13 protein-coding genes are annotated in these 25,630 nt (G+C 40.8%); 6 read left to right on the top strand and 7 right to left on the bottom strand.

The window, feature by feature from the left end:
- The first annotated feature begins 97 nt into the window (after positions 1-97).
- The 3 genes from N6H18_RS12240 to N6H18_RS12230 all read left to right on the top strand — a co-directional run bounded on the left by N6H18_RS12240 (position 98) and on the right by N6H18_RS12230 (position 10,949).
- On the top strand, positions 98-9,568 hold the full coding sequence (locus N6H18_RS12240) for a T9SS type A sorting domain-containing protein (protein WP_262308563.1): 9,471 nt from the start codon (positions 98-100) through the stop codon (positions 9,566-9,568).
- 98 nt (positions 9,569-9,666) lie between these two features.
- Complete coding sequence (gene modB, locus N6H18_RS12235; protein ID WP_262308562.1) at positions 9,667-10,344, top strand: molybdate ABC transporter permease subunit; 678 nt, start codon at positions 9,667-9,669, stop codon at positions 10,342-10,344.
- The gene (locus tag N6H18_RS12230; protein ID WP_262308561.1) at positions 10,338-10,949 is read left to right on the top strand and encodes an ABC transporter ATP-binding protein; all 612 of its coding nucleotides are present in this window, start codon (positions 10,338-10,340) and stop codon (positions 10,947-10,949) included. Before modB ends, N6H18_RS12230 begins: the two co-directional genes overlap by 7 nt.
- An 82-nt stretch (positions 10,950-11,031) precedes the next feature.
- Here the strand turns inward: N6H18_RS12230 and N6H18_RS12225 are convergent, their stop codons facing one another.
- Both N6H18_RS12225 and N6H18_RS12220 read right to left on the bottom strand, forming a co-directional pair.
- Positions 11,032-12,129 (bottom strand): hypothetical protein, encoded by a 1,098-nt coding sequence (locus tag N6H18_RS12225; protein ID WP_262308560.1) that lies wholly within the window; start codon positions 12,127-12,129, stop codon positions 11,032-11,034.
- Between the two features lie 46 nt (positions 12,130-12,175).
- The gene (locus N6H18_RS12220) at positions 12,176-12,697 is read right to left on the bottom strand and encodes a GNAT family N-acetyltransferase (RefSeq protein ID WP_262308559.1); all 522 of its coding nucleotides are present in this window, start codon (positions 12,695-12,697) and stop codon (positions 12,176-12,178) included.
- A gap of 150 nt (positions 12,698-12,847) precedes the next feature.
- Here N6H18_RS12220 and N6H18_RS12215 point away from each other — a divergent pair, with 150 nt between their 5' ends.
- On the top strand, positions 12,848-13,738 hold the full coding sequence (locus tag N6H18_RS12215) for a pirin family protein (protein ID WP_323131507.1): 891 nt from the start codon (positions 12,848-12,850) through the stop codon (positions 13,736-13,738).
- A 50-nt stretch (positions 13,739-13,788) separates the two neighbouring features.
- Here N6H18_RS12215 and N6H18_RS12210 read toward each other — a convergent pair whose 3' ends face one another.
- The 5 genes from N6H18_RS12210 to N6H18_RS12190 all read right to left on the bottom strand — a co-directional run bounded on the left by N6H18_RS12210 (position 13,789) and on the right by N6H18_RS12190 (position 19,155).
- Positions 13,789-14,856, bottom strand: a complete 1,068-nt coding sequence (locus tag N6H18_RS12210; protein ID WP_262308558.1) for a hypothetical protein — start codon at positions 14,854-14,856, stop codon at positions 13,789-13,791.
- 7 nt (positions 14,857-14,863) lie between these two features.
- Positions 14,864-15,553, bottom strand: coding sequence for a hypothetical protein (locus N6H18_RS12205; protein WP_262308557.1), 690 nt, complete (start codon positions 15,551-15,553; stop codon positions 14,864-14,866).
- Complete coding sequence (locus N6H18_RS12200) at positions 15,543-16,127, bottom strand: RNA polymerase sigma factor (RefSeq protein WP_262308556.1); 585 nt, start codon at positions 16,125-16,127, stop codon at positions 15,543-15,545. The genes N6H18_RS12205 and N6H18_RS12200 overlap by 11 nt, the downstream gene beginning before the upstream one ends.
- A gap of 126 nt (positions 16,128-16,253) precedes the next feature.
- Positions 16,254-18,764, bottom strand: a complete 2,511-nt coding sequence (locus N6H18_RS12195; protein WP_262308555.1) for a GIN domain-containing protein — start codon at positions 18,762-18,764, stop codon at positions 16,254-16,256.
- A 64-nt stretch (positions 18,765-18,828) separates the two neighbouring features.
- Positions 18,829-19,155: a PadR family transcriptional regulator gene (locus N6H18_RS12190; RefSeq protein ID WP_262308554.1), complete on the bottom strand. Its 327-nt coding sequence runs from the start codon at positions 19,153-19,155 to the stop codon at positions 18,829-18,831.
- Positions 19,156-19,482: 327 nt separating this feature from the next.
- Here N6H18_RS12190 and N6H18_RS12185 point away from each other — a divergent pair, with 327 nt between their 5' ends.
- Positions 19,483-20,559, top strand: coding sequence for a putative type IX sorting system protein PorV2 (locus N6H18_RS12185; protein WP_262308553.1), 1,077 nt, complete (start codon positions 19,483-19,485; stop codon positions 20,557-20,559).
- On the top strand, positions 20,546-25,582 hold the full coding sequence (porU2, locus tag N6H18_RS12180) for a putative type IX secretion system sortase PorU2 (protein ID WP_262308552.1): 5,037 nt from the start codon (positions 20,546-20,548) through the stop codon (positions 25,580-25,582). The genes N6H18_RS12185 and porU2 overlap by 14 nt, the downstream gene beginning before the upstream one ends.
- Positions 25,583-25,630: the final 48 nt, after the last annotated feature.

Genomic DNA, 25,630 nt, shown 5'->3' with positions numbered 1-25,630 from the left:
CATATGGGAATTGATTCAACAACCACATTGCCAAAAGAACATTGAAGAATACAAAACGAAACAACCTTAATATTTCAAACTTAGTCACGCACCTATCATGAGAAAATTTTTACTTGGAATCCTTTTATTGATCCCAATCGCAATGTTTGCCCAAACTGGTCCTGCAGGTATAGGAACAACAGACGGGTCTTCTACATTGGAATTATGGTTAAGAGCCGATCAGGGTATTTCTACTATTGACAACAAAGTACAAACATGGCAAGATCTCAGTGGAAATTCTCGCCACATGACCCAACCAACCATTGGTAACAGACCTTCGTTCATATCTGCTTCAAGTGAGCTCAACGAGCAAGCTGTGGTAGACTTTGTTTCGTCATCCAACTCCTATCTGCGAGGCTCGAATACAGCTGATTTTTTTGGACTCAACACAGATGCACCTGATCAAATAGGTGATGTTTTTATTGTATTCAAACAACCATCAACCAACTCAGGTTATATTGCACAATTCCCAAGAACAACTGGTAATACCTCATTCCTAACCCTCCTATCAAACGGAGGAAATGGCACTCCGGCCGACAATAATCAGTTAAATGATCTGCAGGTTTTTGTATCTACCAATCCTGGTAGTTTTTCCGTTGTATCATCTGAAGGCCCGTACACCGATAATTTCACCATTGACAATTTCCACCTTGCGAGATATGGTTTTGATCCTTCTACCAAAGAGGTATGGTTATATGACAATAGTAAGCTCATCCAACAAATCACTTCTACCAATAGCATCTCATACAATAGTAATACTGGAAACAATTCCTTCAAGCTTGGTAGCAGCGGTTCTGGTCAATATTATGATGGTGAGATTGCTGAAGTTTTCGTTTTTACTGAAAAAATCAATGATGCCAAGTATATTATCATTCAAAATTACCTTAATGCAAGGTATAATCTTCCTACGGTCAATGACTATTACCATGGAGATGAAGTAGCCAATCAAAATCATGACTTTGGAGTATTTGGTATTGGCAGAGCCAACGCAACTGCTATTGTCAACACTGCCAACAAGGAAGGTTTGACACTTGCCAGCAACACAGGACTAGAAGATGGGGATTATCTTTTCGCTGGCCACAGAATCAAGACCAATGCCATACTTGATAATGATATCAACGGTATAACTGGCTCTATGCCAGCTAGAATGAGACGCACTTGGTATTTAGACAAAAATGACGCAAACAATTCTCTAACAGTCAATATTACATTTGATTTAGATGATGCAGGTTTGCAAGATGTCTCCTTGGCAACCGCTTCTAACTATAGACTGATTACACGTGCTACAACAGGTAGTGGTGCTTGGACAGAAATTGTTAACACACCAGTAATTGATGATGTAGCCAATACAATTACTTTCTCCAACGTAACGATAACTGATGGTAACTACTACACTGTAGCCACTAATGATAACAGCGTCAGTCCCTTAGGTGACATACAGCAAACTTGGTACAGTTTTCAAACTGGAGCATGGGGTAACCCAAGCTCTTGGACACTTGATGGAGCAACCACGCCTATTTACAGCAATCCAAGTGGTGAAATACCAGGATCAGGTGACAATGTAATCATTACTGCTGGCCGTACAATTAGCATGTATCAGCTAGATGGCTCTACTATTTTAAATGGTGTAAAAACACAATCGCTGAGCATCAAAGGATCAGGTAGGTTAAATATTCTAACCTCCACTGGGCACAACATGGGGATTATCTCGGGTGCAGGGACTCTGGCTATCCAAGGTGTACCCAATACAGGTGCGACTGCCTATGTAGAAAATCTACCTGCGGGTAATTACAGTGCTTTTGCTGATCAATTGTTAGGAGGAACTATTACACTAAATACAGCAAGCAGTGGGACTCCACTAGTTCTAAATCAAACATTGAGTGGGACAATCACTGCAGGACCAAACGGAGCTGTTTCTAGAAGTATGACCGTCAATATGACAAATGTAACAGATGTGGTTATACTACAACGTGCACTTTACTTGACTAACAATCTCAATATCACAAGAGGTCGTTTACAAATTCATAGAAATGCAGCTCAAACATTTGCTGACATTACCTTCACCGATACTGCGTTAAGCATCGACGTAATCAACGATGTATCCATTTCAGCCACTGGATCGATTGTTACTGGTACAGCTAATCAAAGACACCAATTCAACAGTTATGGTAATTTCACCAATGCGGGTTCCTTGGCATTTACTCAAAGAGTGACACCAACCTATACATCAGACGCTACTGATGGTATAGTAGACCTGAATTTTCTCAATTCTGTCAAAGATCAAACGTTGAACTGTAATGGTTTATCACACTTCTACAGAATAGAAGTTGACAAATCGTCTCCTACATTTGTACTAACGATCTCAGCCAGCGCAGACGGGTACTTTAATCTCAATGGTAGAGCCAACTACCATATTGATTCCGATTTAGGTATAGGTGGAGCAAACAACAATGCGCTTGGACTAGTCACCGGTACAGTTAAACTCGGTACCAATGTTAAAATCCCTGTATTGAATACAGCTAATAACTACTCTGTCTCATCTTTGTCAGCTCTATGGGTAGACGGTGGAGAGGTAAAAAAGGTAAATGGTACAGCTGTCGTTGCTTATGGAACAGTAAAAATATCATCTGGATCAGCAGAATTTCTTGTTAACTCTGGGATTACTATGCGAGATGCTGGAGCAATAGAAATATCTGGAGGAACACTCTATGCCAATCAAATTAGAACTTCAGTAAACGGAGCTAATCATGTGGGTAGTTATTTACAAACTGGTGGTACTGTCATTCTCAATGGTGGATCGGGGGTAGGTTCGGTGAGCACTGGATCAACAGGTACTCAATCCAACTATTATGTATTCAACCTAACACACCCTACAAATGTATTCAGGATGTCAGGGGGTACTTTGAATATCCGCCGATCCAACTTCAACAGTACAGGAGCTGATATTAATATTCAAACAGATGACCTTGGTGGTGGTATTTACATAGCATCATCCGCTCAAAACTATGAGGTAACAGGAGGAACGGTAATTATGAACATGGACAATACCGTTCCATTCAAAGTCACATCTACAGCTCCATTCTACAATGTCATTATGACCAATTCTGCAGGTGGAGCAATCAACGATGTAGATGGTAACACGACTGTCAATATTCAGCCAACAGATGACAATATTGTATTTCTATCAGGTGGTCAGTCCAATAATCCTGCATTCTCATCGCTAGAGGCACAGCCTTTAGTTGTATTGAATGACCTTACCATTGGAGACGGTACAAACCCTATACGTTTTGACCACTTAGGACAAAATGTAACTATTGGTAGAAATTTTACCATTTCAGCGAATGCCCAGTATTATTTTGGAGATGCCGCATTATTACCAATTAGCTTACCCAATGGAAATGCAACTGTTCCGAGTACACATCAAAATACAACTACATTTAATTCCGGATTAAGTGGCACGCTCAATTTGTCTAACTTGATTAATGATGGAGAAGCCAACAACGAACAACTCTTTCACAATGTAATTGTAAATAAGGGAGCAAATGCAAGTGTTACCATCACTGCACCCAACAAAATATCAGGTAATAACAATGCCTTTCGTATTGCAGAATTAGGTTCTATCCGAATAGAATCGGGAACTCTTGATCAAGGCGTAAATAGCTTAAGATTCTACGGAGATGTTTACAATGCAGGTTCTATGGGTGTTTTTGAATCTGGAGTAACAGAAAATGGTGCCCTATTGAAATTCAGAGCTAATGATTTTACTATAGAAACAGAACCAGGGGCAATCTTCGGAAACTTCAGACTGAATTCTGCAAACGGTACAATTTCATTAGATAACAGTGTAACAATCAAACGTTTACAATTCCAGAATGGCCGACTCTACATTGGTAAGCACAATCTAAAAATTGAGGAATTAGACATTGCATTGAGTGGCACAGCAGATTATGAGAGTTGTCAGGGATGTTTTTCTGTAGAGGATATGATCATTACAGACGGTAAAGTTTCTGATGGAGGGTTGAGTTTGCGTATTACTTCTGCTGTCAATCCTGCTGGTGTAGTATCAAACAACATAAATGGAAATGCGACGCTAGATGCCATTAATGATGACTACTTTTTATTCCCACTTGGAATCGGTACCACTGGATTGGCTGCCACTTCAAAATATACTCCTGCTCTATTGAGCATGTCCAATGTAGGTGATCTAGGAGAAGATGGTGAAGCATATATTACGATCAATCCAGTACAAGGAGAGCTACAGACCACCAATCTATCTGGAGGTGAAATATTGTCTTACTATTGGAAAGTGAAAACCGAAGGTTTCGATGTAGATCCTACGCTTAATTTCATTCAGTTCTTTGGCAATGACATGGATGATCCTTCTGCTGGTGCCAATCTCACTTCCTATGTTTCAGGAAAAGTATTAGATGGAGGTTCCTATACACGTAGTTCTGAAGCTAACACAGTAACAGATCCAGCTAATCCTGGCTTTCAGAACACGGATTTTTCGATCTTGTTTGATGGAGATGGCGCAGGGTTTACTTTGAATAATAGCAATTTTACAGCTGGCGTAGCTACGAGATTTGTAGGATCACCAGACATCTATTACACAAAATTAAACTCACGCAGAAACTGGAATGATCAAACTAAATGGACTCACAATGCTGATGGAACCGCTGGTGGTAACGATGGTTACCCACAAGTAGGAGATATTGCTGTCATACAGAGCTATGGTAATTTAAATCAGAACCACTGGGTTAATGCAAATGTAGACATAGAAATTGCAGAATTAAGATTTGATGCTTCAGATGGTGGTTATCCTCCAAGACTCTGGGTTACGAAAACTAACGCAAATCTAAACTTAGGAGTCGTATCAGGAGAAGGCGAAATTTATTTAGAAGTGACATCAACCAACTCTCCTCAGTTTATTGGAGAGACGGACTTAGTAGCATGGTCTGACGAACCAAACAGTACTTTTATCTACCAAGTCACGAGCAACAACAACACTGTAAACATGATGAGTAATGTTGAAGTGTATCCAAGATTAAGAATGGAGGCAGAAGGAGGAACCAATCGTGTCCTTCAAACTTCCATTCCTATTACTATCAATCAGGACGTAAGAATGGATCGTGGTGCCAACTGGAGACTAAATCATGATACCCATATCAAAGGAGATTTAAGAATCACTTGGCAAGATAATAGTGGTTGTTGGGTGGAAATTGGTGATGATAGAGAAGTTACTATTACCATGGATAGCGACTTGAAACTTGAAAATGGAAATGGCGCAGGTACAGCTAATTTCATTGTTGAAAACAATAACCTAAATGGATTTCAACACAAGATACTATTGGCAGGCAATATTGAAATCGAAACGGGACTTTCTGGAACCTCTTCCTTAAATCTTTATAACGGAACTGGTACAAACAATAACGCTATTCTTGAGCTTACAGGCTCTGATTCCAAAACTTTTATCAACTATTCATCAGCATCTGTAACTCCTAATTTGTACCGCATTGTAATGAACAAAGGCACAGATAAAACTGGAAGCTTCGCAATAAACAATGCAATAGACATCCCTCTTCCATCTGAAATCGGAGAACAACCGATTGAAATAGTAAATGGAACACTGATTTTAGACAATTCAGGTATCGATATCACTTTGACTGACGCTTCAACTGGTGATTTCTATTTACCAAATACCAATAACGCAAATTCTTCGTCAGGATCTGGAGCTCTAGAAATCAAACAAGGTATTGCACGTATAGAAGGAGATAATACAGGTCTGATTTTAGATGGTAGTCTTATCCTCAGTGGAGGAAACTTAGATATGTCAACTGGAATAGGAAATGGTAACAACTTTATAGAATATTCTGCTAATGGCAATGCGCAAATCATGGTTACAGATGCTGCTTCTACTCTGTCTGTAGGTTCACAAATCAGACGTGGTTTCTTCTCCGATGCAGGTTCACTTGACTTGACCATCACTGATGGAACAGTTGAAATCGGTGCTGCTACTGATGGAGACAAAAGACGAGGCATGCTTGAAATCATAAACAGTGGTAGTAATTTTGTTCATACAGGTGGCTCGTTGATCTTCAAGAATCAAAATGGAGTAACTGCCACAGATGGTATCAAAGCCTCTCTGCTACTACAACCAGACACCTATGACTTGACTGGTTCTACCATCTACATTGATCTCAATGAGACCAATGATGACAATTTTAGTATCAATAGCTCGATTCCATTGAACAACCTGAATATATTAAGTACATCAGGAGTAGAAAGCGAAGTAGTCCAACTCAAAACTAGATCACTGATAATTAATGGAGACTTGACATTGTCAAATGACATAGAGTTCAGATCCAACAACTTGGATCTGACATTGAAAGGGGATTTAATTATCAATAACACGGCCAAATACACGCCAGGTTTGAACAAAACTACTTTCAACATTGCAGATGCAACTAGCCAGCAAGTGTCTAGTACCAGTGCAGTCAAGTTCTATAATTTCGAAAAAACTGGTACGGGTACCTTGAACTTGATGAGTGATATAGAAGTGTCAGGTGCAACTATGCTCCTCTCTGCTGGTATTTTGGCAGACAACGGAAATATGATTAACTTCTCTGGCCAAACTTTGGTCAACAATGCTACTCATACTTCCAATGGTACTGTAGTCAATGGTGGGGTTATATTTAACAGAACTATTGGATCACAAGTCTTATCCACCTCTAATGTTGGCGTATTTGGAAACTTAACCATCGACAACAGTGATGGTGTGGCTTTGCCAGATGCTAACCAAGAGTTTAATATCAACAACAACCTCACGCTAAGTGAAGGTGTATTGGATATTGGTCCAGCATTGTTATTACTTACTAGCTCTGCAACCATCACCAACGGCAATGGCGAAGGTTCTGCTTTGTCTCATTTTGGAGAGGAAAATCAAATTCAGACCAACAGTTCTATTATTGACTTTGGATTGGAAAAAGAATTTGCTGCCAATTCTACCGCAGACATCGTATTCCCAGTTGGAGAAGGCAACAGATATACGCCTGTTTTGGTTGATTTTACAAGTAGAGGAGGTAATTCTGGTTCTACTGCAGGTAGATTACGAATCAGACCTAGAAATGCTGTCGCACCAATTATGCTCAGCGAAGATCAAGCAATACAGGATGCCATATTGCAATACCACTGGTTGATCAATGGCACAGGTCTGACCAACTTTGATGCAGATGTGGTGGCTAGTTACGATGATGATGTAATTGGTACAGATGCTGAAGACACTTATAGAGCTGCAAGGGCAATCTTCTCTGATCCCAATTTAGCAGTACAAAACCCATTCCCAGACACAGATGGCGATGGCATGATCGAATCAGACCCTGATCCCGACAATACCATGGACATTGTAATCAATACAATCACCTTCCCTATTGTTTCAGAAAGTGATTTCTCTGGGGAGTATTTTGCAGGTAATCCTGATATTATACCAGATGCATTTGAAACATTGATATTTGATGCTAATTCAAACAATAATTACAATACTGCTGACAACTACTTCTATGACAACAATGACGATGGTGTATTCAATGGTGCAGATGGAGATGTGAGACAAACTGATCTCACTGCAGTGACTGGTGGAGCTATTGAAATAGCGGCTGGCAAAACCATGTCATTGAATACCAACTACATTAGTTTCAGTAGATTGATCATCCCTTCTGATGGAGTATTAGAAATAGACGGTACTAACGGTCATATCTTGGGTCAAGTGAGCGGAACAGGTACTATTCGTATCAACAGTGATGGCACTACAGCGGCATTGCCTGCGGGTGATTATCTCAATTTCTTTGATTGCACTGGTGGTGCACTTGAGTATGGAGGATCAGGCGATTATACGATCATGGTAGAGGCTAATGAGGTAAGACAACTCACTTTGAACGGTAGTGGCACCAAAACTTTCGTTACAAATAGTAATATCTCCATTTGTGAAGACTTAATCGTAAACGATGGTATTTTGAACCTTGCAGCTGAACGAACATTTACAGTTGGAGGAGATTTCATCCAAAACAATGGTACAGTCAATATGGCTGAAGATGGTATATTCAGAGTAGAAGGAAACGTAAGTTTGATAGATGGTGTCCTGACTACTGCCAACAACAGCCAGTTTGAGCTCTTTGGAGATTTGAGCAGAACAAATACTACTATTAGTTCTTCTGGGGGAAATGCTGGACAGGTAAGCTTTTTGGGTAATACTTCTCAAAATATTAGTGGTGGATTCAATATGGCTAATGTTGTGATCAACAACAGTGCTCCTGGTATCGCTATCAATATATCTTCCACCCTACAGATTAATAATAGTCTTTCGCTGATAGATGGTATTATCGGAACAGACAATACAGTTTTCAAATCAACATCATTTACAATCAACAGTGTATTAATTTTCGGTCCATCAGCTACCTATATAGGTGGTAGCAGCGCGAGTTTTGTAGACGGTGTGGTAAGAAAAAACTCAATCCCATCAGGAGGAAACTTCATCTTCCCAACAGGAGATGGCTCTACTTTTGCACCCGTTACTGTACAGGCTGTATCTCCAGGAGCTGCTGATTGGACAGCCAGATACGTAATGATTAATCCATCTGCCAATTTGAGTAATAACTACTCAAATCTTGGAACTACAACTGTTTCTTATGCTGAATATTGGGTAATACACCCCTCAACAGCTCAAGCTGCAACAGTCGGCCTAACTTATGGTACACAATCACAAGTATTAATACCTAATCAGACTACAGTCGTTTCAATATTTGACAATGATGGACAGGCTGATGGTGTAGACAATGATGATACTTGGGCAGACCGAGGTAGAACTGGTTTATCTTCTGGCGCATCTACCAGCGGAGGTACCATTACTTCTGGAGCCCTCTCTTCTTTCAATTTGTTATTCCTAACAATAGGAGGTCAAAATGAAGATGCACTCCCAGTTGATCTACTTTCATTCGATGGATACATGGTATCTACAGGTGTCGAACTCAAATGGGTGACCGCATCAGAACAGAACAACGATCACTTCGAAATTGAAAGATCTAAAGATGGTGAAAACTATGAGTACCTAGGTCAAGTAGAAGGAAATGGTACCACCAGTAACAAAACCACCTATGGATTCATAGATACTACCCCATACTACGGTGTTTCCTACTATAGATTGATCCAAGTAGATTATGATGGCAAAGAAACGATTTTTGGTCCTGTCACTATCAACAACGATCAATACAAGCAAGGAATCGAAGTTGTGCTATATCCGAACCCTACTCAGTCTGACAATGTCAACATCAACTTGAGCTCAGGGGATGAAAACAGCCCCATAGGAATTGTCATCTTTGACATTACGGGGCATATGGTCTATAGCCAAATGGTAGAAGCACAATTGGGTACACAGAGTATCCCAGTTAGATTCAATAGCCGACTACAGAGTGGTATCTACCATGTCAAGGTACAACAAGGCAATCAACAGCAAATACAGAAACTGGTGATCAGATAACATTCAAAAGCGACCCACACAAGGGTCGCTTTTTTTATCAAATTTCGATTCTTGATTTTCAATTCTTAATTCTTGAATCTCCTATCTTAGCAGCCACAATGGAAGAGTTTTGGAATCCTTTATGGCTCAGTGCTAGACTTGCAGGATACACCACTGGTATTCTACTGCTCATAAGTACTCCTATCATTTATTGCCTGTGTATGTATCACTTTGCTGGCAAAAAAGTCATCAAAGCGATGGTCGCTTTGCCCTTGATACTACCTCCATCAGTACTAGGTTTTTATTTCTTACTGGCATTTTCTCCTGCGGGTAAGTTTGGAGTGTTTTGGCAGCAGATTTTTGATAGTCGTCTGGCGTTTAGTTTTCATGGGATTTTGATTGCATCAGTGGTGTTTAGCTTCCCGTTTATGATCAATCCTATCCTATCTGCGTTGGAGAATTTACCCATTTCTTTGACCCAAGCTTCCTACTCACTTGGCGTCACCAAATGGTCAACCTTTACCAGAGTATTGATCCCCAATGTAAAGCCCTCCATCCTATCTGCGATCATTCTTACTTTTGCCCATACGATAGGGGAATTCGGGGTGATTTTAATGATAGGCGGCAACATCCCCAAAGAAACGAGGGTAGCCTCCATTGCGATATTTCATGAATTGGAAATGATGAATTACCAAACGGCCAATCAATATGCTTTGATACTCCTTGGGTTTTCCTTCCTTGTGCTGCTAGGATTGCAACTGACTCAAAAGAATCCTACTCGACCCATTCTATGCTAAAAGTAGATATCCATCTGAAATTTTCGGCCTTTAGCACCGATGCCCAATTCAACATTGAAGAAGGAAATGTACTCGGACTATTTGGGAAATCTGGCGTAGGAAAAAGTTCTCTGCTGCAAGCCATAGCGGGTCTAAACCATAGATTTGATGGACAAATTACACTAAGAGATCAAATATGGGATCAACCCAAAAAACATCTCACTCCACAATCCAGATCCGTAGGTTTGGTCTTTCAAAATTATGCTCTCTTCCCACACATGACCGCTGCGCAAAACATCCAGTTTGCGCAACAAATAAACGCAGAAAAACTAGAAGAGATTTTTGATCAACTCGAACTCCGTCCATTCTTGACTACCAATGTCAAGCAACTATCGGGAGGACAGCAACAGCGTGTAGCCATTGCCCGTGCCTTGGCCTATGATCCTAGTGTCATTCTCTTGGATGAGCCCTTTTCTGCCTTGGATCAGAAACTAAAAAAAAGCGTTTGTGATTTCCTGAAGGAATATTTTAAAAAAAATCAAAAAATTGTAGTGATCTCAAGTCATGATAGGGAGGACTTGAAATTCTTTACCTCCCACATCCTAGAAATTAGTGCTTTGCAATAAATACTTGCCCTCGAAAATAAACTACGGCTTAAGCTTCATTCAATATTAAGAAGCATCACTATTTCAACCTTTCTCGATAGGCTTATGAGCGCTTTTTCACTCCGAATCGATACTGAATACCAGTCATCAAAAATCGCTGTGAGTCAGATACACCATATTCTCCACGCAACATCCAATGCTTATTGATCTGGAGATTGAAGCCAAACTGAAATGTTATAGTCTGAATCAATTCCTTGCGAATGAAATAATCAATCTCCGTAGAGAACACGCCACTCTCATCTACTTTGCTTTTGATTTGATTCAAAGCCAAATTCTCAGCCTTTAGCTTTGCGATTTCATCTGCGTTGGCTATCGGATTACTACTCAACATGTCAATCTCCTCTTGATTCATAGTGACTTTATCTTCAACTCTGGTATCAAAACTCTCTTGCAAACCAGGGAATACCTCGTCAAGATTAATAGAACCGTTGTTGCCTTTCGCACCAATAAAATTGCGGTACATGATGCCACAGTACGGAGCAACAAATAAGTCACGGTTGTTTTTGTTGAGAAAAAATCTATGACCTACACGAGCAGAGAGTGTCAAATACCCTACCTGGTCCTTTAACAGTTCGGTATCTGTACGAGAGATATTGACATCTGTACTCAAGAAATAGCCTTCCCATCCAAATATAAAGGTGGTTCCCACCCCATATGCCAATGCGTCAAATTCTACACTAGAAGAAAACTCAGGCAACTGCAAAATGGTTTCTCCAACTGAGTTTTTCCAAGTAGGCTGTAAGCTCACATCAGTTCCTCCTGTCACAGTAGACAACAATGCATACACATTCATAAATGGTAATACCCAAGCATCTGCTCTATAGTTCAGTCCATTTGTAGTGGCATTTACACTGGTAAAATTGAGTGTTTCCGTATTGATAATACTACTCAAATCCTGACCTCCTAGTGTCAACCCAAATTCTGTAATCTCCAGATCCATGAATGCGTTGACATAATTGACATTGAATCCAAAAGGCAACTGCAACTGGTCTGCAAAACCTCGATCTTGCGCCTTTTGTCCCCAGATTGGAAGTACATAGGGGTATCTGCTGCTGTCACTTTCGATACCTTGACTCATAGCCAGTTCAGACGACAAAATGGCAAATGCCAAAAATAAGATAACTGTTAGATTGGTTTTCATTCAAGATGGTTTATAGATAATGAACAAATATAGCAAAGCAGGCAACTTATTTAGTAAAAGAAATAAGTTTATCTATAGCCACAGACATGACAAAATCATCCATAACAAAACCTCCTCCGATATCCATCACGACTTCACTGATTTTCTCAAAGCCCATTTTTTCATAAGCTTGGATTGACCCTAAATTGTCACGGTTCACAGTCAATCTAACAGTTAATTTTCCTTCTTTCTTTGCGATTGCCCCCATGAATTTCATTGTTTCCCGAGCAATCCCCTTTCCTCTATGATCAGCATGTACATACAGTTTGCTCAAAATCAACATCTTTTTTTCTAGCTTATAGGAAAAATAACCCAAGTGATGAGACTCAGATTTCATGATATAAAACATGTACCCTTCCTTTTGGAAATTTTGCATAGCTGCCAAGCTTGAAAATTTCTCCAACATATAGTCCACTTGTGCTTGACCAATAATGGAAGGAAAATGTTCGTTCCATATTTCATATGCCAAGCGCTCAACTGCCTCCAATGTCTCCTCCGTATCTGCAATGACAAAACTCAAACCATCCATAACTTACCATTTCTAAGTCCAAAATATCACCTAAACTATTGAGAAGCGATGAAATGAAAAATATTTTTATTCGTTGCAACAAATATATGATAATACATGTATATACATTCATATTACAGAAATAAGTTAGCACGCTAGAAATCAGACGCCATGAACAGAAAGAAATTCATCAAGCAAGGAATATTTGGAGCTATGGGAATCACATCCGGCTTTGGTTTCAAGCAAATGACTAACCACAAATCAGAAGAACCTATGCTACATCAGGTAACTCAACAGGTAGGTTTCAATCATCTACCTGATCACAAATCAAAAAACACAAATAATATGAAGACCATATATCACCCTGCCAATAGCCGTGGACATGCAAATCACGGCTGGCTCAACTCACATCACTCATTTAGTTTCGCTAGCTACTATAATCCGGATCGTATGAACTTTGGTGCATTGAGAGTACTCAATGACGACAAAGTAGCCGCTGGCAGAGGTTTTGGTAGTCATCCACATGACAACATGGAGATCATCTCAATACCACTCAGTGGAGAGCTGGAGCATCAAGACAACATTGGAAATAAAGCCGTAATCAAAGCTGGAGATGTACAAGTCATGAGTGCAGGAACTGGTGTAGTACATAGCGAATACAACAGAATGCAAGATAAAGAAGTGAAATTCCTTCAAATTTGGGTCATCCCCAACAAAAGAAATGTCACTCCTCGATATGATCAAATCACCTTGGATAAGGAAGTAAAGCCCAACAGCATGCAACAGATTCTATCTCCTAATCCTGATGATAAGGGTGTTTGGATTCATCAAGACGCTTGGTTTCACCTTGCCCAAATAGAAACAGGCAAACGTGTCAATTATACTTTGAAGAAAAAAGACAGCAATGGAGTCTATGTATTGGTACTAGATGGATCGGTTCACATCAATGGACAAGAACTGAACACTAGGGATGCGCTTGGCATATGGGAAGCAGAGAGCTTTGAAATCACAGCAAGTAACGATGCCCGCATCCTGCTGATGGAGGTTCCTATGCAATTCTAATAGACCCCTAGTCCATTGTCAGTCATCAGCAATGGACTAGGGGCTAATTCTTATAAGATGATGCCGAAGCTCAATCCGTTGAGTTCTGGACCTTTGTCCTCGGCAAATACATGATTCAAATCGTAGTTGACAAACAAATCAGTTCCTCGGAATCCCATCTGCGCTCTTACCCCATATCTGAAATTGTTGAGGTAATAATTTCCTTTGGTTTTATCCTTTTGCTTGTCACCATTGTCTTTGTAGACAAACTTGGTCCAACTATCAATCCTGTAGCCAATGTATCCACCAGCCCCTACTCTGAATCCCTTTTGGCTATATTTCTTGAATGAGCCAAACTTGTTTTTATTGTCAGTGTAACCAAAATCCAACATCGGCACCAAGGTCGCATTGATGAAAGTAGCGGATAGTTTGCTCTTGAGTCCGCTGACAGTATTGTCTTCTACAAAAACGGTTTCTGTATCATTTTTGATGATTCTGACACTCGTATTGTCCAACTTCCAGGTATACCATGACACACCCATTCCCCAGTTGAGCATCAAAGGGCCTGTGATATGTGTCCGGTTGGTATGTCCCAATCCAAAATACCATGACCCCCATGGTTTGATAGTGTATAATTCACCCGTAGCGTCAGGAAATTTCCCCTTCTGTAGCCAATTGTTCATCCCAAACTCTATCTCAAATGCCCCTCTAGTTCTCTTTTCTTCATCATCAGAAGAAGGCCAAAAATCAAAATCACCATTATCAGAGTCATCCCAATCTGATTCTTTCCATTCAGAATCAGACGAAGTTTCATCACCATAATAAACCAAACCTCCATCTTCAGAATCCACAGAGTCCTTCAAGAACTTGGTCCCTGTTTCGTCTTCAATAATGATCTGAGTATGAAAATTGCTCGTGCTATCCAAGTTGACATTGAGATCCATGATCATCTGATTGATATCAAATTGTTCCAACTTTTTCAGGTCTTCTGGAGAGTCAGTGATGATCACCATTTTGCTTCGCTTCCCAAACTCGATGACCACTGTATCTTCTATGATTCTAGTCGAATCATTTGTGGCATGTACGCTTTGGTATAGACATACTAATCCCATCAACAGGATAATTGTAGTTTTCTTCATGATTAGTTTATTTAAGTTTTTGACGTTGTTCTTTGTGTAATCCAAAGGGGTCCTCCATGACTCTCTCTTTGGCATCTCGTATATCGGCCCATACATTGCCTGGATCAAACTCTTTGGCTTGGCTCAGTAGTTCTTTCACCCTGTGTTTGCTGGTACTGTCAATAGGACTCACTGCTAGTGTGACGTCTTTATTCTGTAATCTCCCCTTTTTGTAGGTAATCTTGATCGGCATACTCGTTTCGCCTTTCTGCTCTTCTATTACTTGCACTTGTGCAATTTCGTCTATCTGCGGTTCATCCTCAATAGTTTCTACTATATCATCATGGGCTTGTGTAGCGGCAGGGAATGACTTCCTATTGGTTTTGACTGAAACACCAGTCAAAACCATTGGTACAACGGATTGTTCTTCACTGAGATCAGGAACTGGTTTTGCCTCCAGAGTCATGTCAGGAGTGGTGTAATTATGTGATACCAATTGGGTGTGTTCTTCCTCTGTCATACCATTCCAATGCAGCCATCCTACGATCAACAGGACAGAAACGACAGCAGCCGTGCTCCATGTCACCCACAAACCTCCTTTCTTGATAGGGCGATTGTCCAGCATCATTTCCAACTTGGACCAACTGTCATTACCTACCTCTGATTCCTTGTCTGACAAAGCAGACTTGAATATCTCGTCTATTTTTTCAGCTCCCATTGTCTCTGCGTACTAGTTTCAAATAATTTTCTTGTCTTTCGATCTTCTCTTGCAAGAGTTTTCTGGCTCTGCTCAATTGAGATTTCGACGTATTGATTGAGATACCAAGTTCATTAGCTATCTCCTGATGTGAAAATCCTTCGATGGCGTACATGTTGAAGATCATTCTGTATCCCTGTGGTAATTCCAAAACCATATGCATCAAATCATCAATCTCCAAACTGGTCGTAGCGGCTTCATAATCAATCTGATGATCGACATCTTGCAAATCCACTTCTTTATAGAGCGCTTTGTTTTTTCTAATCCATTCTAGACAGGTTGTCACCATGATTCGACGAATCCACCCTTGCAAACTGCCCTCCGATTTGAACTGATCCATTTTATCAAAGACTTTCATAAAAGCGATCAACATCAATTCTTCTGCCGTACTCTCATCACCAATATAACGCTTGCATACCGTCAACATCACACGAGCCTCCCGTTCAAAAAGTAATCTCTGACCCTTCTTGTCACCTTTTTTGCACAAAGCAACAAGCTCTCTATCAGTTAGTATGTGATGTTTGTTGGTAGTCATGTTATCCTCAATCAACAGCAAGATGGATGTTTTACACAAAGGGTTGCATGGGTGTCTGAAAATACTAAAATAAAAAAACCCGAACCACTTCTTGGTTCGGGTCTCACTTTACTTGAATTCTAATCTTTATTCGAAGGTGGATTTGATTTTACTTATCCCACTTTCATTAATTTTTTTAGAGTCAGGATCTCCTTTGTATCTCACACTGCTGATCCCTGATGCGTTGGCTATTAACTTGTCTTTGGCATAGACCTTGGCTGACGCGGCACCACTGGCATTGATCTCTAATACATTTGTTTCCAAACCAAAAGCTTTGAGGTTGGCAGCACCTGACACTTTGGTCAACATATAGTCCGCCTGTCCTGACAGCTCTAAAACCGCCGCTCCAGATAGGTCTACTTCTAGCTCCTTGACCTCTAGACTTAGTTTACAATTGCTTGCACCATTCATACTGATTTGAAAATCATCTGACTCAAAGCGATCTATGTGCAAAGTGCAAAGCCCCGCACTTTTGACGCTTTTCAGTCGTGGCATGGTGATATACACTTCAAGTTTTTCTTCGTCACTCAGTTCTTTAAGCAAATTCCACTCCTTGTTGATAAAATCCAGTTCGAGGATTCGATCATATTGTTTGACCACAACTTCCTTTCGCAAGTCTTCTCCTCCTTTGATCACTACACTGTACTTATCTCCTCTTTCGACGTATATGGTATAAATCCCCTGAGCATCGATCTGATCAAAGTCTTTCATTTCAAAGACCATAGATTTTTCCTTTCCCACACTTTTTTCTCCGTAGTAGGTGATCTTCTCTGCCTCACTTGTAGAATCTACCTCGGCTGGGATGGTATCCTCATTAGATTCTGGAGACTCACAGGTGATACACTTCAGCCCACTGTCTGAAAACATCCAACGATTCTCTCCATCCACATCCATGATCCCATAAGTGGAGCTATTGAAGCTTGATGAAAGCACATCTTGCATCTCTTCCTCCATCACAAACACCTGTCCAAGCGGAACATACAATGTGAATTTCAACTGCTGTGCTCTAAATTTGGCTCCTTCGATGAACGTGTAATTGGGGTCAAACATGAACTCATTCCCTTCCTGTGTCACACGGTAGTTTATCATTTTCGCATTTTCGATAGCTTCTGATCGGGTCTTACCTCTGGATTCTTTGATCATGACCAAATTGACAACAGAGTCATCGCTCGCTCTCAATCTCATGGATGGAGTATTAATTCCTCTAAAATCATCTGGATTTAGTCTAAACACCAATTCTTGATCCGTTTGGACGGGAAAAACCAAGCTTTGCTTGTACTCTCCCTCATTCCTGAAACTCGCTACCGCTCCAGGAATCGTCACCAACGCCATGACCAAACCGATTAACCAGACTCCCAACAAAGACCAACCAATGGCTGCACTGATCACCCATCTTTTGGCCAACAACGAGACTCCCATCAAAGTCAAAAACAGCATCGGCATCACGGCCAAAATAATCGCAGAGAGATAAGCAAAAACAGAAAAACTCTGAGACAAAACTTCAAATGGAATCGGCACCACAGTACCATAATCCATCCCGATTGTTGATACGCCAAACAACACGGCCAAAGCAGCTAAAAAAGCAATAATGCCAGAAAAACCAGCCACTACGATCACTATCCCAAAGGCAATTCTCAGAATATCAAATACCAATTTGGAAATCGGGCCGATTAATTTGCCCAACACTTTGAACAGCTCGGACAGCACCCTAAACGGGAAAAGCAAAATTTTGACAAAGGCACTTTCTTCACCTTCGGTCGTTTTGATTGTTTTACTCAGGGTCTGTTGGATATTGGAGAGGGTGACGGGTTCTCCCTGCATCTGCATTTTCTCCGTAAGACTTTTGGCTACCGGTGTTATCATCCATAAAATGATGTAAAGGATAATCCCTGAGCCCCCTAAAAAGATAGATAGTACGAACAACAATCGAATAACCGTAATATCCACACCAAAATAGGCAGCAATCCCGGATGCCACTCCTCCAAGGACTTGGTTTTCTGGATCTCTAAACATCTTTTTGACACTCTCCTCATCTCCAAGATCTGTAGATACTGGGATCACAATCCAAAGGACAATGTATGCCAAAAAAACACCTCCACTAAACCCAAAATTGAATACGTTGAGAAACAAAGCCACCATCAATAACCTTATCCATAAGGGGTCGATGGAGAAAAAATAAGCTATCCCAGAAGCCACTCCACCTAGAACCTTTCGTCTGTCATCTCTATAGAGTTTCTTTTTGGCAGGATCAGTATCTACATGAGTCTGAGATTTTTGCTCATTTTTAGGCTCTGGCTCAGACTCCTCTTGGGTGTTTTTTTCATCATCAGACTCGATGGCATCAAAGTCAGCAATGGTACCCATCGTCTTGATCAAAGCATTGACATCATCTATCGTAATGATCTGTTTGCCATCACTAAGCTTGCTCAAAAATATCTCTGCAATACGGCTTTCGATATCCGAAATGATCTCAACACTATCTTCATAAGTCGAAAAGTACCGATTGATCGTTTCTAAATAGGATTTCAAACTGGTGTAACCATCCTCTTCGATATGAAAGATGATACCGCTGATATTGATACTAATATTCTTTTTCATTGCCCTTCTATTTTACCTGAGTGACATGCGATTATGTCTGGGTTGTTACTAAAATTCAAGAAATTCATTGTTTCGATATTTTTTGAGTAGATGTCACAAGCTGACTCCACGTTTCATCCAAATGCAGCAAAAAGTCTTTGCCTTCTTCAGTAATCGTATAGTACTTTCTCGGAGGTCCAGAACTAGACTCTATCCATTTGTAATCTACAAGCCCTGCCTTTCTCAGTCTGGTCAACAAGGGATACAAAGTACCTTCTACCACCATAATTCTCGCTGAAGTCAACTCCTCAATCATATCAGAAGCATAGACCTCTCCTCTTGAGATGATCTTCAACACGCAGAATTCGAGTATACCCTTTCTCATTTGGACCTGTGTATTCTCTATTTTCATAGCCTTACTTTTTTATTTCTAGTTCATCACCTCTATCATCATATGAAATAGGATGACGAACAGAACGATTAATAATGAAATCATAGCATTAGAATTCAAGTTTGAGAATGATTTAAATCTTGTACGGAAAAGTACCTTGTATAGCCTAGTACTGGGTTAAATATTTCTAATTTTTATCAAATTTCTTTGTATATAACTATTAAAAATAAAAATAAGTCAATTTGAATCATTGAATTGTCTCTGCACTTCTATTTACCCTTTAATTTAATATTGACCGATGCAGCAATGTTTCTACCTTTGTAGAGTTTGTATTCTTAAAGGTAAAGTTTGAAAAAATATCTCATCGCCTTCTTCTGCTACCTGTCCTATGCTAGCTCGTTTGCCCAAACAAACACGCCTAAATACAGCAATGAATTTTTGGCTATTGGGGTAGATGCCAGAGCCATGGCTATGAGTGGGGCCTACACTGCTGTGGCAGATGACATATCATCAGGCTATTGGAATCCAGCGGGGCTCAATCTCCAAAAAGACAAGTACAGCGGTGCGTTGATGCACTCACAATATTTCGCAGGTATCGCCAACTATGATTACGCTGCCTTCTCTACCCGTATTGATAGTTTGAGTACTTTGGCAATATCTGCCATCCGACTAGGGATCGATGACATCCCTGACACGCGCTATCTCTATGATGCCAATGGTGCCCTCAACTATGACAACATCAAATTCTTCTCCTCTGCAGATTATGGCTTTTTATTCTCGTACGCAAGAAAACTCCATGCACTCGGAGGTATTCGTGCAGGTATCAGTGCCAAAATCATCTACCGAAGTGCGGGCAGCTTCGCTACTGCATGGGGCTATGGTTTAGACATAGGCTTTCAAAAATCAATCAAGAATATCAACATCGGATTGATGCTCAAAGATATCACAGGTACTTACAATACTTGGAATCATAACACCTCGATGATCGCCGACATTTACGCCCAGACTGGAAACGAAATCCCAGAAAACTCAATAGAAGTCACACTTCCTAGATTCATTTTGGGAGCTAGTTATAGGCTAAACTTTATACAAAAATTGAGCATGCTCATCTCTGTTGACCTAGAAAGCACCCTCGATGGCAAAAGAAACACGCTGATCAAATCAGAGCAATTGTCTATAGACCCAAAAGCAGGAATAGAATTGGGCTATGTCGACAAATTTTTTGTCAGATTTGGGGTAGGACAGTTTCAAGAAATCCAAAATTTTGACCGATCCTATACTACAGTCTTCCAACCTAATTTTGGAGTAGGCGTCCAACTGAAACAGTTCAGTATCGATTACGCAATGACTGATATCGGAGATCAAGCCGAATCTCCCTACTCCCATGTACTATCTTTGAAAGCCCGTTTCAATGACAAAAAGTAAACACATCATCTTGCCTCTATGTCTTTTGGTCATGTCACTCAACATGCTCATGGCTCAGCCATACGGCAATGAGTGGATCAATTACAATCAACAGTATTACAAGATTCAGATTGCTGAAAATGGCATTTATCAATTGACACGAACCCAGCTAGCCACAGCTGGAGTCCCAGTAGGCAGTGTAGATCCAAGAAAATTTCAACTGTTCTACAAAGGACAAGAAGTAGCCATCTCCGTAGTGGGTGAAAGTGACGGTGTATTCAATGTGAGTGATTACATCGAGTTTTACGGGCAGAAACATGATGGCACTTCAGACACTCCGCTTTACCTAGCCACCGATGCACAACCGCACACTTACTACAACCTATTTTCTGACAGCAGTGCTTATTTCCTCACCTACAGACTAGATTTAGGTTTTGGATTGAGAATGTCCAAGTACTCAGAAAATAACGTAGGAGGACTGGCTGCCGAAAACTATTTCATCCAAGAAAGCCGTGCAGTCTATGCCAATTATTACTTCTCAGGACAAAGTCACGGATTCTCCAATGATGTATTGCTCGGGAGCTATGATTATGCAGAAGGGTGGACAGGATCCATGGTCACCAAAGGCCAATCTGTCACGCAAACACTAACTGGTCTCCACAGTCAAGTACAACTTGGCTACACACCTACTATAGAGATTCTGCTCACAGGAGGCAATAACAATGCCCACGACATTTCCGTTTTTGTTGGGGCAAATACATCCAGTCTGCGCCAACTCACCACGGCCAATTTTAATGGTATAGCCAACCATAAAATCAATCAAAATCTACAAGCATCAGACATATCCTCTGGCGGAGAAATGGTCGTCAGAATTACGGTCAATGGCGTCAATGGCAATGCTGACAGAGCAGGCATCGCCTATGTCAAAGTAAACTACAGCAGATCATTTGACCTAGGAGGTACCTCCGATCATGTACTTCAACTCAAGAGCAATGCGGGAGGAAAATCATATATCAATGTACAAAACACCTTGACCAACATTCATTTATATGATATCACAACCATCTCCTCTCCCATTTCAATCGGGATCAATTCGTTTGCAAACTCATTCAATGCAATCGTAAACAACACCAACACTATACGAACTCTATTCGCCCAATCAGGCTACAAAACTGTCCCCGTCATTACCAAGACCACATTCAACAACTTTGATCCTGCCTCTTTTGACTACCTCATCATCACACACCAAAGCCTTCGTGCCAGCACAAGCAACAATCAAGGAGACCAGATTTTGGCCTATGCCAACTACAGAAAAAGTACTGCAGGTGGTGGTCATACCGTACTTGATCTCAATGTCGATCAAGTTTTTGATCAATTCAATTATGGTCACCCTTCTCCCATGGCCATCAAACGAATAAGTGAATACATGTATGATAACGGTGGACTTGAGTATCTATTCCTAATCGGAAAGAGCTCCAATGTAGGCTCCAACTACTACAGACTCGATCCAGCTACTACCACCATCAAGCATCTGGTACCAACATTTGGTTATCCAGGTGGTGATGTAGAGTATTCAGCTGGTTTTGACGGAGGCACAGCTTATGAAACCATCGCAACTGGGCGAATCAATGCCACACAACCCGATCATGTTCAGGCCTACTTGAATAAAGTGATAGAAATGGAGGCCAAACCCTATGACAATCTTAGGCGGAAAAACCTGGTACAGTTGAGTGGAGGCAATTCTGAGCAAGAACTCAATTCCTTCAAGGGCTATGTACAAGGATTTGCTACCATTGCAGCGGACAAAATACTAGGTGGAGAGTCAGTTTTGATATCAAAAAACAACAACAGTGCAGTGGAACTCATCAATATATCTGAGGAAATCAATGATGGAGTGATGATGGTTACTTTTTTTGGGCACTCAAGTGGTAGTATATCGGATATCGAAATTGGATTAGTCTCAGACCCATCATTTGGTTATTCCAACAAGGGAAAATACCCCACTTTCATGGTCAATGGTTGCAAGTCTGGGGATTTTTTTAGCGAAAACGATGAGTCATTTGGCGTGGACTGGATATTGACACCAGATCTAGGCGCAATCTCCTTTATGGCGCATAGCGATCTAGGTTTCCCGAATAATCTCAAAAGGTACAGTGACCTTTTTTACAAACTGGCCTTTAATGAAGAGGCATTTACCAGTTTGGGCGTAGGTAAAATCAAAGCTGAAACAGCCAAGAGATACATACAAAACTATGGCACAGGGGATGCCAATATTGCTCAGGTCCAATTACTCAACTTGCAAGGAGATCCTGCTACCAGAGTCTTTGGCGCAGACAAAGCTGACTATGGCGTAGATGAAAATTTGATAGATATCAAAACCTTCAACAATCAACAACTCTTGACCTCCATTGATTCTTTTCAACTGGATTTCAATATCAAAAACTTCGGGATCTATGATGACACCCCACTTTCAATACAGGTAGTCAGGACACTACCTGATGGCACCAATATTACCTATGGCCCTTTGGTATTTGATCCAGTACTCAGAGAAGATACGATTAGTTTCATTCTCAATAATCAAATCACTAATGCTGCGGGACAAAACACATTGCGAATTGACATTGACCCATTTGGTGAAATCGACGAGCTCAGTAAAACCAACAACAGTGCTAGCATTGATCTGTTTCTATCCAATGGCAGTACATTGAACCTGCTACCTACCATGTATAGCATTGAGACTACGTCGAATGTTAATTTTTTCTTTCAATCCACCAATATCTTGACCAACACACGTGGTTATGATTTTCAGATTGATACGGTAGACACATTCAACAGCCCCTACTTGAGCACACAATCTATCCAGTCCAAAGTTGTCGGACAGATTCCATTTGATCTATTATCCAAAGGAAACATCACAAGTGGAAAAGTGTTCTATTGGCGAACGAGATACAGCGATCCCTTGCCCAGTGAAAACGAGGATTGGGTAACCTCATCATTTACCTACGTACCTGCTGGGATGGAAGGTTGGACACAACAATCTACTAGTCAGTTGAAAGAATCGAATCGAATAGGACTGACTTTAGATAACAACGGCATTTGGGATTTCATCACATCTAGTTTGGATCTTTCGGTACAAACCTATGGTTCGAATCATCCTACACAAACCTTCTCTGATACCAAAGTCCTCTTGGACAATCAAAACTACTTTATATCCAGTTCGCCACAAGCCAACGCTCATTGTAGAAACAATACGGTTAATTTTTTGGCCTTTCAACGCCAATCTTCCGCTCCCTTTAGCCCGATCACATTCAATACCAGCGCCTCACTAAATCCCTTGATATGTGGTCTTTTGCCTCAGTATATTTTCAACTTCATCGCGTCAGATTTTAGTGGAACTGTCACACCCATAGACTATATAGATGCCGTTGGGGATGGTGACAAGGTATTGGTATATTCTTTAGGGACTCTAGATTACAGTACCTGGACTGATGAATTCAAGACCAAACTAGAGTCACTAGGTATCAAAAGAACAACATTGGACAATCTGGTCACAGATGAGCCATTCATCTTTCTTGGGTCTAAAAACACTGGAATAGAAGCCATAGAGATACTCCCAGTGACCACACCAGCCAATCAATCTACCCTCTTCCTCAATGAAGATGTAGTGGGCAGCTTTGATACGGGCGAAATCTCAACTAACAAGATTGGCCCTGCCAAATCATGGAGTAGCGTGAATTTAGAGATCGATATGTCCAACAATCCTGCGGATGATGAATATGTGGTTAAAATATACGGCATAGACAAAGTGGGAAATGAAGCCATCCTGATGGGCAACAACACAGACCTGAGCTATGATGTCAGCACCATAGATGCCGATCAATATCCCTACCTCAGATTAAATCTTGGGCTGGCGGATGTAGTAGCCTTTTCTCCTCCACAACTTAAGAGTTGGCAAGCAGAATACGAAAGCGTAGCAGAAGGTGTACTCCTCTCTCACAACACCGCTAACCAAACGATAGACCTACAAGAAGGACAAGATTACAGTGCGCCTTATACTTTTTGGAATATCTCCAAAAAGGATTACCAAGACTCTATTCTCGTCAAATACAACCTCCTCAACACTACTGCCAACAGCATTGTCAAAGACAGTCTCAAGATTGCAAAATTGGAAGCTGGAGATTCTTCTAATTTTGACATCAAACTCAAGACCAAGAATAATGTTGGCACCAGTGACCTAGTCTTGGATGTCAACAAATCAAGCCAAAAAGAAATCTATACCAGCAACAATTCTCTAAGGCTATCAAAATACACAGCAGTCAGTGCAGATGAATACAACCCTCTCCTCAATGTCCTATTTGACGGAATCAAAATCATGGATGGAGACATTGTATCTCCCAGTCCAAAAGTACACATCACCATGTCAGATGAGAATGAATTTCTATTCAAAGAAGACACCTTGGGTATGAATTTTTATATGCGCTTGCCATGTGAGACCTGTGATTATGTACGTATTCCATTTAGCAGCCCTGAGGTAACCTGGACTGCAGCAAGCCAGCAGGAAAGTTTCTCCATCCAATATACACCTGCAAAATTGGCCGATGGTATCTACGGTCTACGTGTACAAGTATCCGATGCGTCAGGCAATGACTCAGGTGTACAGCCGTATGAGATCAATTTTGAGGTAATCAATGAGTCTACGATCACCAACTTTTACCCCTATCCAAACCCATTCTCTACCCAAACAAGATTTGTATTTACCTTGACGGGGGAATTGTTTCCTGAAGACATCAAAATCCAAATCATGACTATCAGTGGCAGAGTGGTTAGAGAGATTTTTATGGACGAACTAGGACCTATCAACATTGGGAATAATCTTACCGATTATGCTTGGGACGGTCGCGACAACTATGGTGATCAACTTGCAAATGGTGTCTACCTCTACCGTGTTTTGATCAAAAATCCTGGCGAAGAATTCAAACATCGCAAGACCAGTGCAGACAAGGGGTTCAAAAATGGCTTTGGGAAAATCTACATCCTAAGATAGCTTCAATTTTGCTATGCCCCACGCACCAAATGGTAAGCACCATTCAGG

This window comes from Reichenbachiella agarivorans, from assembly GCF_025502585.1.
Taxonomy (GTDB): Bacteria; Bacteroidota; Bacteroidia; order Cytophagales; family Cyclobacteriaceae; genus Reichenbachiella; species Reichenbachiella agarivorans.
Note: the sequence above shows the minus strand (reverse complement) of the source record. Positions and strands in the feature narration are given on the sequence as shown.

What these genes read in the sequence shown, in the direction of transcription:
- N6H18_RS12210 (WP_262308558.1), bottom strand. Translation starts at nt 14,856, where the DNA reads ATGAAGAAAACTACAATTATCCTGTTGATGGGATTAGTATGTCTATAC.
- porU2 (WP_262308552.1), top strand. Translation starts at nt 20,546, where the DNA reads ATGACAAAAAGTAAACACATCATCTTGCCTCTATGTCTTTTGGTCATG.
- N6H18_RS12225 (WP_262308560.1), bottom strand. Translation starts at nt 12,129, where the DNA reads ATGAAAACCAATCTAACAGTTATCTTATTTTTGGCATTTGCCATTTTG.
- N6H18_RS12200 (WP_262308556.1), bottom strand. Translation starts at nt 16,127, where the DNA reads ATGACTACCAACAAACATCACATACTAACTGATAGAGAGCTTGTTGCT.
- N6H18_RS12230 (WP_262308561.1), top strand. Translation starts at nt 10,338, where the DNA reads ATGCTAAAAGTAGATATCCATCTGAAATTTTCGGCCTTTAGCACCGAT.
- N6H18_RS12205 (WP_262308557.1), bottom strand. Translation starts at nt 15,553, where the DNA reads ATGGGAGCTGAAAAAATAGACGAGATATTCAAGTCTGCTTTGTCAGAC.
- N6H18_RS12240 (WP_262308563.1), top strand. Translation starts at nt 98, where the DNA reads ATGAGAAAATTTTTACTTGGAATCCTTTTATTGATCCCAATCGCAATG.
- modB (WP_262308562.1), top strand. Translation starts at nt 9,667, where the DNA reads ATGGAAGAGTTTTGGAATCCTTTATGGCTCAGTGCTAGACTTGCAGGA.
- N6H18_RS12220 (WP_262308559.1), bottom strand. Translation starts at nt 12,697, where the DNA reads ATGGATGGTTTGAGTTTTGTCATTGCAGATACGGAGGAGACATTGGAG.
- N6H18_RS12215 (WP_323131507.1), top strand. Translation starts at nt 12,848, where the DNA reads ATGAACAGAAAGAAATTCATCAAGCAAGGAATATTTGGAGCTATGGGA.
- N6H18_RS12195 (WP_262308555.1), bottom strand. Translation starts at nt 18,764, where the DNA reads ATGAAAAAGAATATTAGTATCAATATCAGCGGTATCATCTTTCATATC.
- N6H18_RS12190 (WP_262308554.1), bottom strand. Translation starts at nt 19,155, where the DNA reads ATGAAAATAGAGAATACACAGGTCCAAATGAGAAAGGGTATACTCGAA.